The sequence below is a fragment of the Staphylococcus sp. HMSC062H10 genome (assembly GCF_001836945.1).
Lineage (GTDB): Bacteria > Bacillota > Bacilli > Staphylococcales > Staphylococcaceae > Staphylococcus > Staphylococcus aureus.
In genome coordinates, this window is sequence record NZ_KV830972.1 from 450,942 (window position 1) to 465,677 (window position 14,736).

General features: G+C 32.6%; 15 protein-coding genes and 1 riboswitch. Of the genes, 2 read left to right on the forward strand and 13 right to left on the reverse strand.

The window, feature by feature from the left end:
• Positions 1-102: 102 nt before the first annotated feature.
• From HMPREF2658_RS04755 to cmk, 7 genes are all read right to left on the reverse strand, one after another.
• Positions 103-375, reverse strand: a complete 273-nt coding sequence (locus tag HMPREF2658_RS04755; protein ID WP_001043863.1) for an HU family DNA-binding protein — start codon at positions 373-375, stop codon at positions 103-105.
• A 170-nt stretch (positions 376-545) separates the two neighbouring features.
• A complete protein-coding gene (locus HMPREF2658_RS04760) occupies positions 546-1,544 on the reverse strand; it encodes an NAD(P)H-dependent glycerol-3-phosphate dehydrogenase (RefSeq protein ID WP_000161733.1) in 999 nt (332 codons plus the stop codon).
• 16 nt (positions 1,545-1,560) lie between these two features.
• Complete coding sequence (der, locus tag HMPREF2658_RS04765; protein ID WP_000165530.1) at positions 1,561-2,871, reverse strand: ribosome biogenesis GTPase Der; 1,311 nt, start codon at positions 2,869-2,871, stop codon at positions 1,561-1,563.
• A gap of 221 nt (positions 2,872-3,092) precedes the next feature.
• Positions 3,093-4,268 (reverse strand): 30S ribosomal protein S1, encoded by a 1,176-nt coding sequence (rpsA, locus tag HMPREF2658_RS04770; protein WP_000133956.1) that lies wholly within the window; start codon positions 4,266-4,268, stop codon positions 3,093-3,095.
• A 256-nt stretch (positions 4,269-4,524) separates the two neighbouring features.
• On the reverse strand, positions 4,525-4,716 hold the full coding sequence (locus HMPREF2658_RS04775) for a hypothetical protein (RefSeq protein WP_011382287.1): 192 nt from the start codon (positions 4,714-4,716) through the stop codon (positions 4,525-4,527).
• 116 nt (positions 4,717-4,832) lie between these two features.
• A complete protein-coding gene (locus HMPREF2658_RS04785; RefSeq protein ID WP_001806145.1) occupies positions 4,833-4,949 on the reverse strand; it encodes a hypothetical protein in 117 nt (38 codons plus the stop codon).
• 30 nt (positions 4,950-4,979) lie between these two features.
• Positions 4,980-5,639, reverse strand: a complete 660-nt coding sequence (gene cmk, locus HMPREF2658_RS04790; RefSeq protein WP_000644393.1) for a (d)CMP kinase — start codon at positions 5,637-5,639, stop codon at positions 4,980-4,982.
• Positions 5,640-5,715: 76 nt separating this feature from the next.
• Here cmk and HMPREF2658_RS04795 point away from each other — a divergent pair, with 76 nt between their 5' ends.
• Positions 5,716-6,684 (forward strand): asparaginase, encoded by a 969-nt coding sequence (locus HMPREF2658_RS04795; RefSeq protein ID WP_000681753.1) that lies wholly within the window; start codon positions 5,716-5,718, stop codon positions 6,682-6,684.
• Between the two features lie 114 nt (positions 6,685-6,798).
• Here HMPREF2658_RS04795 and ypdA read toward each other — a convergent pair whose 3' ends face one another.
• From ypdA to HMPREF2658_RS04820, 4 genes are all read right to left on the reverse strand, one after another.
• Positions 6,799-7,785, reverse strand: a complete 987-nt coding sequence (ypdA, locus tag HMPREF2658_RS04800; protein WP_001174260.1) for a bacillithiol disulfide reductase YpdA — start codon at positions 7,783-7,785, stop codon at positions 6,799-6,801.
• Between the two features lie 399 nt (positions 7,786-8,184).
• Positions 8,185-9,648 carry an elastin-binding protein EbpS gene (gene ebpS / locus HMPREF2658_RS04810; protein WP_000069306.1) on the reverse strand — a complete coding sequence of 488 codons (1,464 nt, stop codon included), beginning with the start codon at positions 9,646-9,648 and terminating at the stop codon, positions 8,185-8,187.
• Between the two features lie 152 nt (positions 9,649-9,800).
• On the reverse strand, positions 9,801-11,180 hold the full coding sequence (locus HMPREF2658_RS04815) for a RecQ family ATP-dependent DNA helicase (protein ID WP_000902118.1): 1,380 nt from the start codon (positions 11,178-11,180) through the stop codon (positions 9,801-9,803).
• Positions 11,170-12,123 (reverse strand): YpbB family protein, encoded by a 954-nt coding sequence (locus HMPREF2658_RS04820; RefSeq protein WP_001163808.1) that lies wholly within the window; start codon positions 12,121-12,123, stop codon positions 11,170-11,172. Before HMPREF2658_RS04820 ends, HMPREF2658_RS04815 begins: the two co-directional genes overlap by 11 nt.
• 107 nt (positions 12,124-12,230) lie before the next feature.
• On the opposite strand from HMPREF2658_RS04820, the gene HMPREF2658_RS04825 reads away from it, so the two are divergent.
• Positions 12,231-12,479 carry a ferredoxin gene (locus tag HMPREF2658_RS04825; protein ID WP_001151999.1) on the forward strand — a complete coding sequence of 83 codons (249 nt, stop codon included), beginning with the start codon at positions 12,231-12,233 and terminating at the stop codon, positions 12,477-12,479.
• 105 nt (positions 12,480-12,584) lie between these two features.
• Here HMPREF2658_RS04825 and HMPREF2658_RS04830 read toward each other — a convergent pair whose 3' ends face one another.
• Positions 12,585-13,130 (reverse strand): ECF transporter S component, encoded by a 546-nt coding sequence (locus tag HMPREF2658_RS04830; protein ID WP_001186906.1) that lies wholly within the window; start codon positions 13,128-13,130, stop codon positions 12,585-12,587.
• 61 nt (positions 13,131-13,191) lie between these two features.
• Positions 13,192-13,326, reverse strand: a riboswitch (FMN riboswitch).
• Between the two features lie 409 nt (positions 13,327-13,735).
• Positions 13,736-14,650, reverse strand: a complete 915-nt coding sequence (locus tag HMPREF2658_RS04840; RefSeq protein ID WP_000476856.1) for a DUF1672 domain-containing protein — start codon at positions 14,648-14,650, stop codon at positions 13,736-13,738.
• Between the last annotated feature and the right edge of the window lie 86 nt (positions 14,651-14,736).

A 14,736-nucleotide genomic window follows, 5' to 3' on the forward strand; every position in this document is an offset into this window, starting at 1 on the left:
GTTCCAAAGATTAAAAACTTAGAAGAACATTACAATTTATGTACAGTTTGTAAGTATTAAAAGCAAAATAAAAAGCCCTTATTCAGGGCTTTTTAAGTAAAATTATTTTACAGCATCTTTTAATGCTTTACCAGCTTTGAATGCTGGAACTTTACTTGCTGGGATATCAATTTCTTTACCAGTTTGAGGGTTACGACCTTTACGTGCAGCACGTTCACGTACCTCAAAGTTACCGAAACCAATTAATTGTACTTTTTCACCTTTAGCAAGTGAGTTTTGGATTGATTCGAATACAGCATCTACTGCTGAACCAGCTTCTTTTTTAGTTAAATCAGCTTGCTCTGCAACTGCATTGATTAAATCTGTTTTGTTCATTAGACATTCACCTCCTGAGGTTTGATAATGATATGTTTATATCATTATGGTAAAACTTTAACACAAGCATTACATAAATCGCAATCATTTATGTGGCAAAAACGTTGAATTTAAGCCATTTCTATTCATTTTACGTAATTATTAGCTGTATATGTGTAATAATACACATTTTATTCAGATTTTTTATCGCGCTCCATTAAATCTTTTACGCATTCTTTTACTGATATATTTTCAAATAACACTCTATATAATGCATTTGTAATTGGCATATCCACATTTTTTTCTTTAGCTAAATGATAAACGGATTTAGTTGTATAAATACCTTCAACAACCATATTCATTTCAGATAATGCTTGATCCATTGATTCACCTTGTCCAAGTTTATATCCTAATGTGAAATTTCGAGAATGTGTTGATGTGCAAGTAACGATTAAGTCACCGATACCACCTAAACCTAGAAATGTCATAGGATCGGCACCTAACTTTTCACCTAATCTGCTAATTTCCGCTAAGCCACGAGTCATTAATGCAGCTTTTGCATTATCACCGTAGCCAATTCCAGCTACGATACCACTTGCAACTGCGATGATATTTTTCAATGCACCACCAAGTTCAACACCAATCAAGTCATCATTCGTGTACACACGTAAATAATCATTCATAAATAAATCTTGTGTTAATTTACTTACACTTTTATCTTTTGATGATGCCGCAACTGTAGTTGGTTGCTTGACTACCACTTCTTCCGCATGACTTGGCCCTGACAACACGCCAATACCTGCATTATATTCAGGTGAAATAGAATCTTCAATCATTTCTGACACACGTTTAAACGTCCCATTTTCAATACCTTTAGCAACATGTATAAAAGTCTTTTTAGATGTCAGCTTATCATTAATTTGAGTAGCAACTTCTCGCATTGCTTTAGTAGGTAAAGCCATTAAATAAATGTCAGCAAATTGAATTGCTTTGGTCATATCTGAAGTAGCGATAATGCTATCATCTAATTTCGCGTATTTTAAATACTTTTTATTTGTATGACATGTATTTAATTCATCAACAGCATCTTGATTTTTACCCCACATCAAAACATCATGTCCATTTTCTGCAAGAACATTGGCAAGGGCTGTTCCAAAACTTCCCATACCAAAAACGGTAATTTTAGTCATTGTTATCCCCCAATCGTTAATTTCTCTTTCGAGCTATAATATGAATTGGTGTACCTTCAAAACCAAAAGCGGCACGGATTTGATTCTCTAAATAGCGTTTATAAGAAAAATGCATTAATTCTACATCATTAACAAATACAACAAATGTCGGTGGCTCTATAGCAACTTGTGTTGCATAAAAGACATTCAAACGTCTACCTTTGTCTGTTGGTGTAGGGTTCATGGAAATTGCATCAGTAACAACTTCATTTAAAGTTGAACTTTGTACACGTTTTTTATGGTTTTCACTTGCTTCATTAATGTAAGGGAATAATGTACGTAATCTTGTGCGTTCTTTAGCAGACACAAAAGCAATTTGTGCATAATCTAAAAATTGGAATTCTTTACGTACTTCATCCTCAAATTTCTTCATCGTTTTACTATCTTTTTCCACAGTATCCCATTTATTTACGACAATCACGACTGCTTTACCTTGTTCATGTGCATATCCTGCAACACGTTTATCTTGTTCAATAATGCCTTGTTCTGCATCAATGACCACTAAAACAACATTTGAACGTTCAATCGCTTTTAAGGCTCTTAACACTGAATATTTTTCAGTTGATTCATATACTTTACCTTTTTTTCGCATACCAGCAGTATCAATCAAAACATAATCTTGTCCATCATAACTATATTCAGTATCGATTGCATCTCTTGTTGTTCCTGCAACATTAGAGACAATGACACGATCTTCACCTAAAATAGCATTTACTAAACTTGATTTACCTACATTCGGACGTCCAATTATTGAAAGACGAATCGTATCTTCATCATATGGGTCTTCTTCCTCTTCACCAAAATGAGAAACAACTGCATCTAACAAGTCACCAAGCCCTAAACCATGTGACCCTGATATCGGATACGGTTCACCAAATCCTAATGAATAGAAATCATACACGTCTGTACGCATTTCCATATTATCTACTTTGTTAACCGCTAATACGACCGGTTTTTTAGATTTGTATAAAATTTGAGCGACCATTTCATCGCTTTGTGTCAATCCTTCACGCACGTTAACCATAAAAATAATAACATCCGCTTCATCTATGGCGATTTCTGCCTGCGCTCTAATTTGTGTTTGGAATGGTGCATCACCAATTTCAATACCACCTGTATCAATAATATTGAAATCATGTGTTAACCACTCACCTGAAGAATAAATACGATCTCGTGTTACACCTGGCGTATCTTCAACAATCGAAACACGTTCTCCAACTATTCTATTAAAAATTGTAGATTTACCTACGTTAGGCCTACCTACAATAGCTACTATAGGTTTAGTCATAAGCTAACTTCCTCTCTTTCTTATATCTTTTTAATAATATCACATGAGACTGTGTATTCAAAATGAGTTTATTACTGTAATGATAAAAATCAGCACTTAAAACTTTATCTTATAAAACACTTAGTTAAATTTGTCCACGTTATCATTCCGAATATATTTTGTTACAAAAAAATACTCCACATGCAATCATAAACATGTGGAGTTGACTATTAAATATTAAATTATAGTTTAAGATTTTTAAGTTTATCACCAATCATATCGCCAATTGTTGGATTATCTTCTTCTTCGCTTTCTAAGTACGCCTTAGTCGTAGAAGGATCGCTTTCAACAACATCTTCGTTTGGTAATGTTGCTTTAATAGATAGTGATACTCTTTCATTCTCTTCATCAATACCTAATATTTTAACATTTACTTGTTGACCAGGTTCTAACACTTCACCTGGCGTACCAATGTGTTTGTGTGCAATTTCAGAAATATGTACAAGTCCTTGTACACCTGATGCAATTTCAACAAATGCACCAAAGTTTGCCAATCTTACTACGACACCTTCAATGACATCATTTTCGTGGAATTGACCTTTAATATTTTCGAAAGGTGTTGGTAACGTATCTTTGATTGATAATGAAATACGTTCTGTATCTCTATCAATAGATTTAATTTTAACTTTAACATCTTGACCAATTGAAACTACTTCTTCTGGTGTTTGAACATGTTCGTGAGAAAGTTCAGATACATGCACTAAACCATCAACACCGCCAATGTCTATAAATGCACCAAATTGAGTTAAACGCGCTACTTTACCATCAATAACATCGCCTTCATTTAAAGATTGTAATAATTGATCTTTTTTAGCATCGTTTTCTTCTTGTTCAACTGCTTTACGGCTTAAAATGACTCTATTATTTTCAGGATCCAATTCTTCAACTTTAATACGAATTGTTTGTCCATCAAACACAGAGAAATCCTCAATGAAGTCTGTTGAAATTAGTGAAGCCGGAACAAAACCTCTTTGTCCTACATCAACAACCAAACCACCTTTAACTACTTCTGTTACTTTTGCTTCGATGATTTCATTATTATCTAATTTTTCTTGTAAATAACTATAAGACTTCTCAGTTTCAAGTTGTCTTCTAGATAAGATGTAAGCTCCAGTTTCATTTTCTTCATCAAACTCAACTTTAGTGACATATGCTTCAACTTCGTCGCCCTCTTTTACAACTTCACTTGGGCTATCAATATGATGCGTAGATAGTTGACTAATAGGAATAATCCCATTAAATTTACCACCGTTGATATGAACAACAACTTGCTTGTCTTCAACTTGTTGTACCTCGCCAGTGACTTTGTCACCTTCTTTAATATCGTTAATCATTGATTCATTGAATTCTTCAGTCATCTTGTTTGCCTCCTTATACACTACATATTTATAACATCTTATAAACTGACAGAATTGTCAAGAAATTCTACCTTTATTACATTTAGTAAATTAGTTGTATCCATAAATATGTCACTTAATCTCATTCTGTGAATTAGTTGGACATATATTTATTACAACCATATATTCAAACAAGTAATAAAGTCCGCTATGTTTATACATATTTTTTGTATAAAAATTAGCATAGCTCACTATTTTGTTTTATAAGTCTGTCATTTCATTGTTCTCTACAAGATATATTATAGTAAAATTTTATACTTTTATAAAACAAAAAGCCACGCAAATAAGCAACTTTTACATTTGAATAGTAAGAAGACCGTATATAGTGCATCTTTCTCGAATTATTACATAGGTCATTTTTTGTGACTAAAACAGCTTCTTTTGCAATACTTAGATTTGTAACACTCATTTTCTTACCATTTGTAAAATGCTTTATGAATGTAATGAATTATTTTTGGAATTCTAATAATTTACCTTTATTATTTCTGTTTACTTTTTAAAAAACTTACACAATTGACTGACGCATTAACTTTCACCAAAAGTAAAAAGGCAACTTTTATTCATCGTTGAATAAAAATCACCTTTTAATTTGAGTAAATCATTATCAGCACATTCAATTTGCATATGCGTTAAGCGTTGCACATTACAAATAGATAGTTATGACTTACTAGATTATTTAATTTGACTAACCATCGCTAAAATTTCGTCAGTAACTTCTTCAATCGTCTTGCCTGTCGTATCTAAAGTCACTGCATCATCTGCTTTTCTTAATGGTGATATTTCACGGTTCATGTCATATTGATCACGTGCTTCTATATCACGTTTTAAATCTTCAAAATTTGATTCGATACCTCTTAATTGATTATCTTTATATCTTCTTTCTGCTCGCTCTTCAACTGATGCAATCATATATACTTTTAAATCTGCATCTGGTAGCACTACAGTTCCGATATCGCGACCATCCATTACGATACCTTTTTCTGCAGCTAACTCTTTTTGTTTTTTAACGGCGAATGAACGTACTGGCTCTTTAGATGCAACGTATGAAACATGTTGCGTCACATCATTGTTTCTCAAAAAGTCTGTTACATCTTCGTTATCTAAAATGACACATTGACCTTTATCTGCTTTATAAGTTAAATCTAATGTTGTTTGGTCAACTAGTTTTGCAAAGTCCTCAGTTTTGTTTAATTTTAAATATTTGTATGTTAATGCACGATACATTGCTCCTGTATCTACATAAATCATTGATAGTTCACTGGCTACACGTTTCGCAATTGTACTTTTTCCGGCAGCAGCTGGACCATCTAATGCAATATTAATGGCTTTCATGCGTCATTTCCCTTCCTTGTCGTTTTATGAATAATATTTTATCATAATTAAGTAAATGAAATATAGGAGGAAATATATGAAACATCTACTTGTTATTCATACTGGTGGCACCATTAGTATGTCACAAGACCAATCTAATAAAGTAGTAACAAATGATATCAACCCTATTTCAATGCATCAAGATGTCATAAATCAATATGCACAAATAGATGAATTAAATCCTTTTAATGTACCTTCACCTCATATGACAATCCAACATGTTAAACAATTAAAGGATATTATTTTAGAAGCAGTATCAAATAAATATTATGATGGTTTCGTTATCACGCATGGTACCGATACGTTAGAAGAAACTGCCTTTTTACTTGATTTAATATTAGGTATCGAGCAACCTGTTGTTATTACTGGCGCAATGCGCTCGTCTAATGAAATTGGTTCTGACGGATTATATAATTATATTTCCGCTATTCGCGTTGCCTCTGATGAAAAGGCCCGTCATAAAGGCGTGATGGTTGTATTTAATGATGAAATTCATACGGCGCGTAATGTTACCAAAACACATACGTCTAATACAAACACATTTCAAAGTCCAAATCATGGTCCGCTAGGTGTATTGACAAAGGATCGTGTGCAATTCCATCATATGCCATATCGCCAACAAGCATTGGAAAATGTCAATGACAAACTAAATGTACCATTAGTAAAAGCATATATGGGTATGCCAGGTGACATTTTTAGTTTTTATAGTCGTGAAGGTATCGATGGTATGGTTATTGAAGCGTTAGGACAAGGTAACATACCTCCAAGCGCATTAGATGGCATTCAACAATTAGTATCTTTAAATATACCTATTGTGCTAGTTTCACGTTCCTTTAATGGCATTGTGAGTCCAACTTACGCATACGATGGTGGTGGTTACCAACTCGCACAACAAGGTTTTATTTTTTCTAACGGTTTGAATGGTCCAAAAGCAAGATTAAAATTATTAGTCGCGTTAAGCAACAATTTAGATAAAGCTGAAATCAAATCATATTTTGAATTATAATGATTACGTAACATAAAAAGGTCTATGTACAATAATTAGTCATCAACCTCATTTGACATCTCATGAATGTCAGTCGTTGTAAAACTAAGTTATTTAGTACATAGACCTTTATTTTTATGATTCTAACGGCGTTTGTTTCTTAGCTAGCATGCTTTGAGCAATAATGCCACCGTGGAATTTACCATTTTCAATAAAAATGGTATTCGCATCGTTCCCTGCAGCAATCACACCTGCAATGTAGCAATTTTCGATATTTGTTTCGTATGTTTCTTTATTATACATAGGCGCTGTTCCAAATTCATTTGTATTAATTTGAATGCCTACAGATTTTAAAAATTCATAATCGGGATGATAACCAATCATCGCAAATACATAATCATTGTGTATTGTTTTACTTTCACCATTTACTTCATAAGTCACAGTATCTTCAGTTATTTGGGTAACATTAGCATTAAATTCCATGTCAATTTTTTCATGATTTACTAATGCTGTGAAATTTGGAAGTATCCACGGTTTAATTGAAGGCGAATAATCTCCACCACGATATAGAACCGTCACGTTAGCACCAGCTTTTTCCAACTCCAAAGCAGCATCGATAGCCGAATTCTTACCACCAATAATAACAACATCTTGATCAAAATACGGATGTGCCTCTTTAAAATAATGGAACACTTTAGGTAAATCCGCACCTTCAACTTCTAATGTATTATGCTGACCATAATAGCCTGTCGCGATTGTTAAAAATCGACATTCATAAACATCTTTCGTCGTAGTAATTGTAAATTTATTATTCATTTTTTTAACAGTTAATACTTCTTCAAATGCATTTACTTTTAATTGATGATGTTTTACAACTTCTCGGTAATAAACTAGCGCTTGATTACGTCTTGGTTTACTTTCTTCAACGATAAACGGTACGTCCCCAATACTTAATTTATCACTTGATGAGAAAAATGTTTGGTGAGTAGGATAATTGTAGATTGATTCAACGACATTACCCTTTTCAATAATTAAGGTATCAATACCTTTTCTTTTTTGTTCAATAGCCGCACTTAATCCGCATGGCCCTCCACCAATTATGATACTTTCAACTTTTTGCATTGTTTCGGCCTCCTTTAATCCCAAACTATTATAACAGTTCAGTGATTGATGTGCTAAGTCTGTGCTTGAAGATTTATGATATATTTTTGACAATTTGTTTAATGTGAATATAGAATTGTTAGCTACGGAGTTGAATAACACTACAATTTAATATGTTGATTTATTTTTTATTCTTCCTTGTTAAATTTGTTGATTATGGTGTTTTATCTTTTTGATCTATGTAAAAAGTTAAATTGATATGTCAATATTTGAGACAACACCTTGTTAAATAACAAACTTTGAAAATGAAAAAACTGCTACATACTTATAAGCGCAATTTAAGTTTTCTATAATATTTAGAGAAACTTTATAATATGCACGTTTGTATATAGCAGTTCAGTTACAATTTATATAGTTATATTATGGAATAACGATTTGTTGACCGTTTCTAATATTGTTACCACTTAAACCATTGGCACGTCTAATTTTTTCAACATTTTCCGGTGAACCTGAACCGTAGTATTGAATTGCGATACGGTATAAGTTTTCTTGACCATTCACTGTATGTCTTTGGCCACCACCTTGACGTTGTTGTTGCTGTTGTTGATTTTGATTAGCTTGTTGTTGATTTTGATTATTTTGTGCTTGATTGTTCGCTTGATTAGCGTTGTTTTGATCATTATCAGATTCATCTTTAGTCGCTTTGTCTTGATCATCTTTTGATTTATCACTGTCTGTAGATTTTGATTTATCTTTAGAAGCGTCTTTAGATGTGTCTTTGTCTTTACTTTCATCAGCATTATTTTTATTTGTATTCGCGATTTTATTTTCTTTTGTACCATTATTATGATTGTTTAATGCCATGCCTCCAAATATCGCTAATGCACCGATAATTAGTACAGCTGCAATTAATGGTAACAATACTTTGGCCATGCCACCTTTTTTACGTTCTTTATCTCTATCATGATGGTCATGTTCATCATGGTTTTGACTTGCATTATTAGAGGCATGTGGTTTTGAAGCGGCAGAAGCACTTTTACTTGCTGCGCCTCCAGCCAAACCTGCTGTTCCAGCACCGATTGCTGCACCTTTTTTACCATTATGATGATCTTTAGACTTATCTTGAGACGCTTTATCCTCAGTCGAGTTATTCGCCTTGCCAGAATTACTTTTCTTTTGAGCGTCATTTGAATGTTTCTTAGCTTTAGAAACACCCATTGCACCAGCTGCACCTGCTACACCCGCTGTTCCAGCACCAATTACTGCACCTTTTTTACCACTATGATGATTTTTAGATTCATCTTTGTCTTGCTTAACAGTTACATCATCATGTTTATCTTTTGATGTATTTGCTTGGTTAGCACCTGTTGCAAAATATGGTTTAGGTTGCTGAGATTGTTCAGCTTCACTCTTATCAGAAACTGTTGAATGCTCAGTGTTATTTTCTGCATCTTTAATAGTCTCGTGTTTATCATTGTCTTCGATTGGTTCTGGATGTGATTTATCCATTGCAAAAGCATTCTTATTATAATATTCCTCTTCATGTTGAGATGTACTGTCTTGATGGCTAGGTTCTTGATTTACAGAACTATGCGCTGATGATTCGACTTGACGATCATCTAATGTGCCAGCCTCATTGTGAGCATTGTCGTCAGATGCTTGTGATTCATCGTGATGTTGTTTGTTATGATTTGTTGCTAAATCACGGCGTCTTTTTCTTCTTTGGGCATTTCTTGGTGGGAACTGTTGCTCCGTATTCTCTGTTGTATCTTGATGTTCTAATTCTGATTGGTCTTTTTCGACATCTTCCGTATGGTCTTGATGTGAATTTGTGTCTATCGATTGACGATTTTTTTCAAAGTCATCTTTAAAATTATTAGACATAGCCATCTTCCTTTCTATTCTATTACAATGATTTTACATAAAATATACCCGTATGACACAAGTTTATGTATATTTTTCAAAATTATTTCAATCATTTTTCAATTGTGTATACACTAATTATAGCTTGTCAATTTTCTTTTAGTAAAGTAATACTATCTGAGAAATAAATTTTGCAACTTTTCATCAAACCCAATACTTCTAATTACCTTCTTCTTATTTAAAATTACGATATCAGTTATATTAGAATCATTGTCACAACATCGATCTTGTGCCGGTGGATATTCACCGAAAAATTCTAATAAATACTTCCGTCTACATTGATCCAATTTGCAATAGCCAATCATGCGAAAGAATCCTAATTGCTTTCGTTTAAATGATTGCTTAAATATCTGTTTCAAGGCGCCGATACTATAGAATGAATGCAACGTTGTCAAAACGTCTTGTTTATCGGGTGCTAAAAATTCTCCTATTTCGAATTTTTGTACATCTTCTTCTGTTATCATATCTGCAAATAATAACGTTTCTAAAATATATTTATCGTCCGGTTGAAATAAACTAATTGCCTGACTTAGTTCACCATCGCGACCCGCACGGCCAATTTCTTGAATGTAGTTAGAAGGACTTGTTGAAAGATGAAAGTGAATGATTGTGCGAATATCTTTTTTATTAATTCCCATACCAAAAGCACTCGTTGCGACTATAATCGGAATATCATTATTTAAAAATTGTTGTTGAACTGTGTGTCGCTCTTGATAATTCATATCACCATGATAAATGCCAGTGAGAAAACCTGAATCATAAATAAGTTGCGCTAAATTCAGACACATCTTTTTCGATGAGACATAAATAATCGTTGGTCCCGACTGTTGTAGAAACGGTAGCAACCACTCAATTTTATCTTCATCATCATGAAAATTAAGATGCTTAAAGCTTATGTTTGGGCGATTCATTGTAGTTTTAATAACGTTGAATTGAATTGCTAACATTTCCGTCAAATCATCTTGTAAATGCGGTGGTGCAGTTGCTGTCAATGCTAAGACTACCGCTTCTTTAAAATGCTTTGTTACTTTTCCTATTAGAGCATAATGTGGTCTGAAATCATATCCCCATTCAGATAGGCAATGTGCTTCATCTAGAACAATCATGCCAAAGTCTATCATAGATATTAATTTAAAATTTGACGGTTGCAGGAGAAATTCTGGACTTAGAAAGATGAAGCGGCTATGTCGTAAACATTTAATATTATGCTTTTTCTCAATTTCATCCATACCAGAGTGAATACATGTTACACGTTTTTCTCCATTTATTTTCAACTGCATAACTTGGTCATCCATTAAAGATATTAACGGTGAGATAATTAATGTCGGCTTACCTGATAAATACGTAGGTATTTGATAACACAAACTCTTTCCGCTTCCAGTTGGAAGAATACCTAGAGTGTGTTGTTGAGACATTATACTTTCTATAATTTCCTGTTGTCCCGGTTTAAAACTCTCGAAACCAAATTTGTTTCGTAAAATATCATGCAACATTCAAATCACCTCTTTCAAATCCAACGATTAATACTTTTAATTGAAAATATGATAACGTGTCAAATTGTTCTTTGTAAAATTTTAATCGTTCGCCACGATGCTGTTGATAAAAATTCAAAAATTGCAGTTGATCTTCTTGTTCAACATAATCATCGTAATTAGACATATAACCTTTGATTAAGATTTCAAGTACATGATCTTCGATAGTATTGATTTTAACTTGTTGTTGAGCCGCTATATCTTCCATCGTGAATTGTTCAAGCAATCTTGTATAAGTAATATAGGTTTGATTTAATAATGTAGGTTTCATTATTATTTTTGATAAAATAGTATATTCTCCACTTTCTAATTCAAACATCATTGTCACTAAATTATTCATTTCGTATTCAAACAATTGCTGTTGAGATAGTTTTTCTATTAAACTAACTTGCTGTCTCGTATACATTGGTTCATCATAGCCTTGCAAATAATAATGTAAGTAACATGGCCCTTTTAAAGTTATTGCTTTAAACAAGTTATGTAGTTCATTTTCAAAGTCAATTTGTAATTGGTTTTCTTTAATATAGTTATAGACAATTTTTACAGTTTCTTGTATCTTATTATTTTGAGAGATTGGTACGAAACGAAAATCTTGCTGCATAGTATTAGACATGGTTTGCACTAATAGTTGAATTGCTTGAAATGTTTGCCCCAGGCTTTCAAATGTATATCTAGGATGCAACATAATTTCCATTTCAGCATTAAATTCAGTTATATTTTCTAAAAATAGCTCAAAAGACGGATATTTTAATAGTGGTAAACTGTGATATAATGACAACTGTTGTTGACTACAAGCGTCAAAAAAGGTTTGGTGAGATTTCTTACCAACTAAGATATTGTAAATACTTTTATTTGTTTTATAGTTAAATGTTTGTTGTAATGCTGTTTTTATAATGTGTTGCAAGTTTAACCCTCACTCTGTAAAACGGATAATTTGAAAATAAAAATGATGCTGTCTAAAATTTTAGTCACATTACTATTTTAGCATTTTTATCAAAGGAGGCGAAGACATTGGCAAAATATACAATCGTTGATATGGATACTTGTATTGCATGTGGTGCATGCGGTGCAGCAGCGCCAGATATATATGATTACGACGACGAAGGTATTGCTTTCGTAATCCTTGACGATAACCAAGGTACTGCAGAAGTACCAGAAGAATTATATGAAGACATGGAAGATGCATTAGATGGTTGCCCTACAGATTCTATAAAAATTGCAGACGAATCATTTGACGGGGACGCTTTAAAATATGAATAATTGATTTTTTAGACAAATGTTCCATAGAAAAAGCAGGTAAGCTATCGTTTATTGATAGTCACCTGCTTTTTATTATTATGTGTATATTATTTTGCTTTAATTTGATTAAATTCTTTTCAAGAAATTCGCAAGCCTTCTATATAGTAATATAAATACAATAGAAATGACGATACCTTTAATAATATTGAATGGTATAATTCCTGAAACAATGATTACTTTAAGATTATTTGCGATATCAGCTAAGTTAAATATCATACCGTACAAAGGTAATAAAACGAAATAGTTCAAGATACTCAAAACGATAGTCATAATGATTGTTGCAATGATTAATCCAGTAATCAAAGATTTTGTTGAACGTTTATTTTTATAGATGGCGTAAGCAGTTAATAAGAAACTTGCGCCTGCTAAAAAGTTAGCAAATGGTCCAACTGGATCGCCCATACTAAATAAGTAGTTCAATAAATTTTTAACCAGTGCAACTATGATACCGGCAACTGGTCCAAACGTAAATGTAGCTAGTAGTGACGGTACATCACTAAAATCTAAAGTTAAGTATGGTGGCAAAAATGGTATAGGAAACTTGATAAAAGTTAACACAAACGCAATCGCGCTCAACATACTTATTGTGATAAGACGTTTATTTTGTTGCATATTCAATTTTCTCCTTCCATTCATCTCGTAAGAATAGGAGGATTATTGCACAACAAAAAACCTCCATCTTCTCCCATCCAGACTATACTGTCGGCTCTAGAATCTCACTAGATCAGCCACTAATATGAAACATATTAGCAGGTCGCAGGCTTTATTTACTGCCGGTTGGGAATTACACCCGACCCCGAAGATGAATTTTACATTATTAAATTTAATTCTCATTAATTTTATACTATATATCACAAAACCTCAATAACTATGCTTTAATTAGATCATAGTTACGTAATTGGAGAGTGATACATTGGTGATTTGCGAGCATTGTTTGAGTAGGTTTGATTGGTTTGTGGTTTTGTCAGTTGTTGGGATGGTTTTTTGATTCTATCACTCAATTGGGTCAAGATCGTCATAAAATGGAAAGCAAATTATAAGAATCTAGTAGGTCAAAAAGTTTTATATCAGCACTTCCATTTATATTATTATTTAAATCGCCAGAAGTTATACTTAAAACCTTCTACTTATTTGCCTTCACAACAATAGTAGAATTGTCTTTCAATACTTAATCTATCCAATATACACTAATCTCCGTTAAATATTCATCATTTATTTTATTCTTGATCAAACACACCATATTCTGAAGTGCTTTTACCGTTATAATTTGGTTTAACTGTATTTATTTTATTGTCCGAAAATTTTATACTAAGATCTATACCGTTTGGTATCTCTTTTTCTTTTTTTATTTCTTCTGCCATTTTTATTACATTTTCACTGTTACTTTTTTTAGTATAGTTCTTTTTTTTACTAAATAGAGTAGTAGTTACCGAAACTTTAGACTTATCTTTTAATTGCTTCTTAACATTTGACAATTCTTTTGAAAATTCACTGTCACTTTTGTTTAATAATGGTTCAAAATAGTCTCTATACTCAGTTAAATTATACGGTATAGTCGTAATATAAAAATATTCATTTTCACATCCACTATTTTGTGTCTTGTTAATTGCCTCTTTTGTAAATCCTGTATATTGATATTTCTTTTCATTATCTTTGAAAAATTTATATAAATTGTCATACTTTTCTTTTTGTGCTCGATATTCAAAGCCACTCAACACTGTACCTACTAAAGTACTCATATCATCGCCTTTGTCCTCACTTCTTAATGAGCTATTACTGTCAATAATTGATTTGTCAAATGGAATACTCGCATTAAATACGATGTCGTGGTCATCACAATGCACGAATACTTCTACGCCGTCGCCACTACCTACAACATTGGTAGCTTTAACTTTTAGACCGAAGTTATCCATAAAAAATTGTTCACTACGTTTAGCTATTTTATCTTTATGCTTCTTTGCAAATTCAATCGCATCTTTTTCTGCAGGTGGTTGGAAGCCTTGTCCTACATATTTGGAAGCTTCCATTTCTTCTGGTACTGATTTTGTTTCATTGTTGGATTCGTTATTGGTAGTTGAACATCCTGATAGTAGTATCGTTGCTATTAAGATTAGTTTAGTTCTTTTAAACATAGCACATCACCCATTTATGTGTTTGTAAAACTTTTATGTTTGAAAAAACTACTTATTCTCAATGAAAACAAGTAGCTTTTAATAAA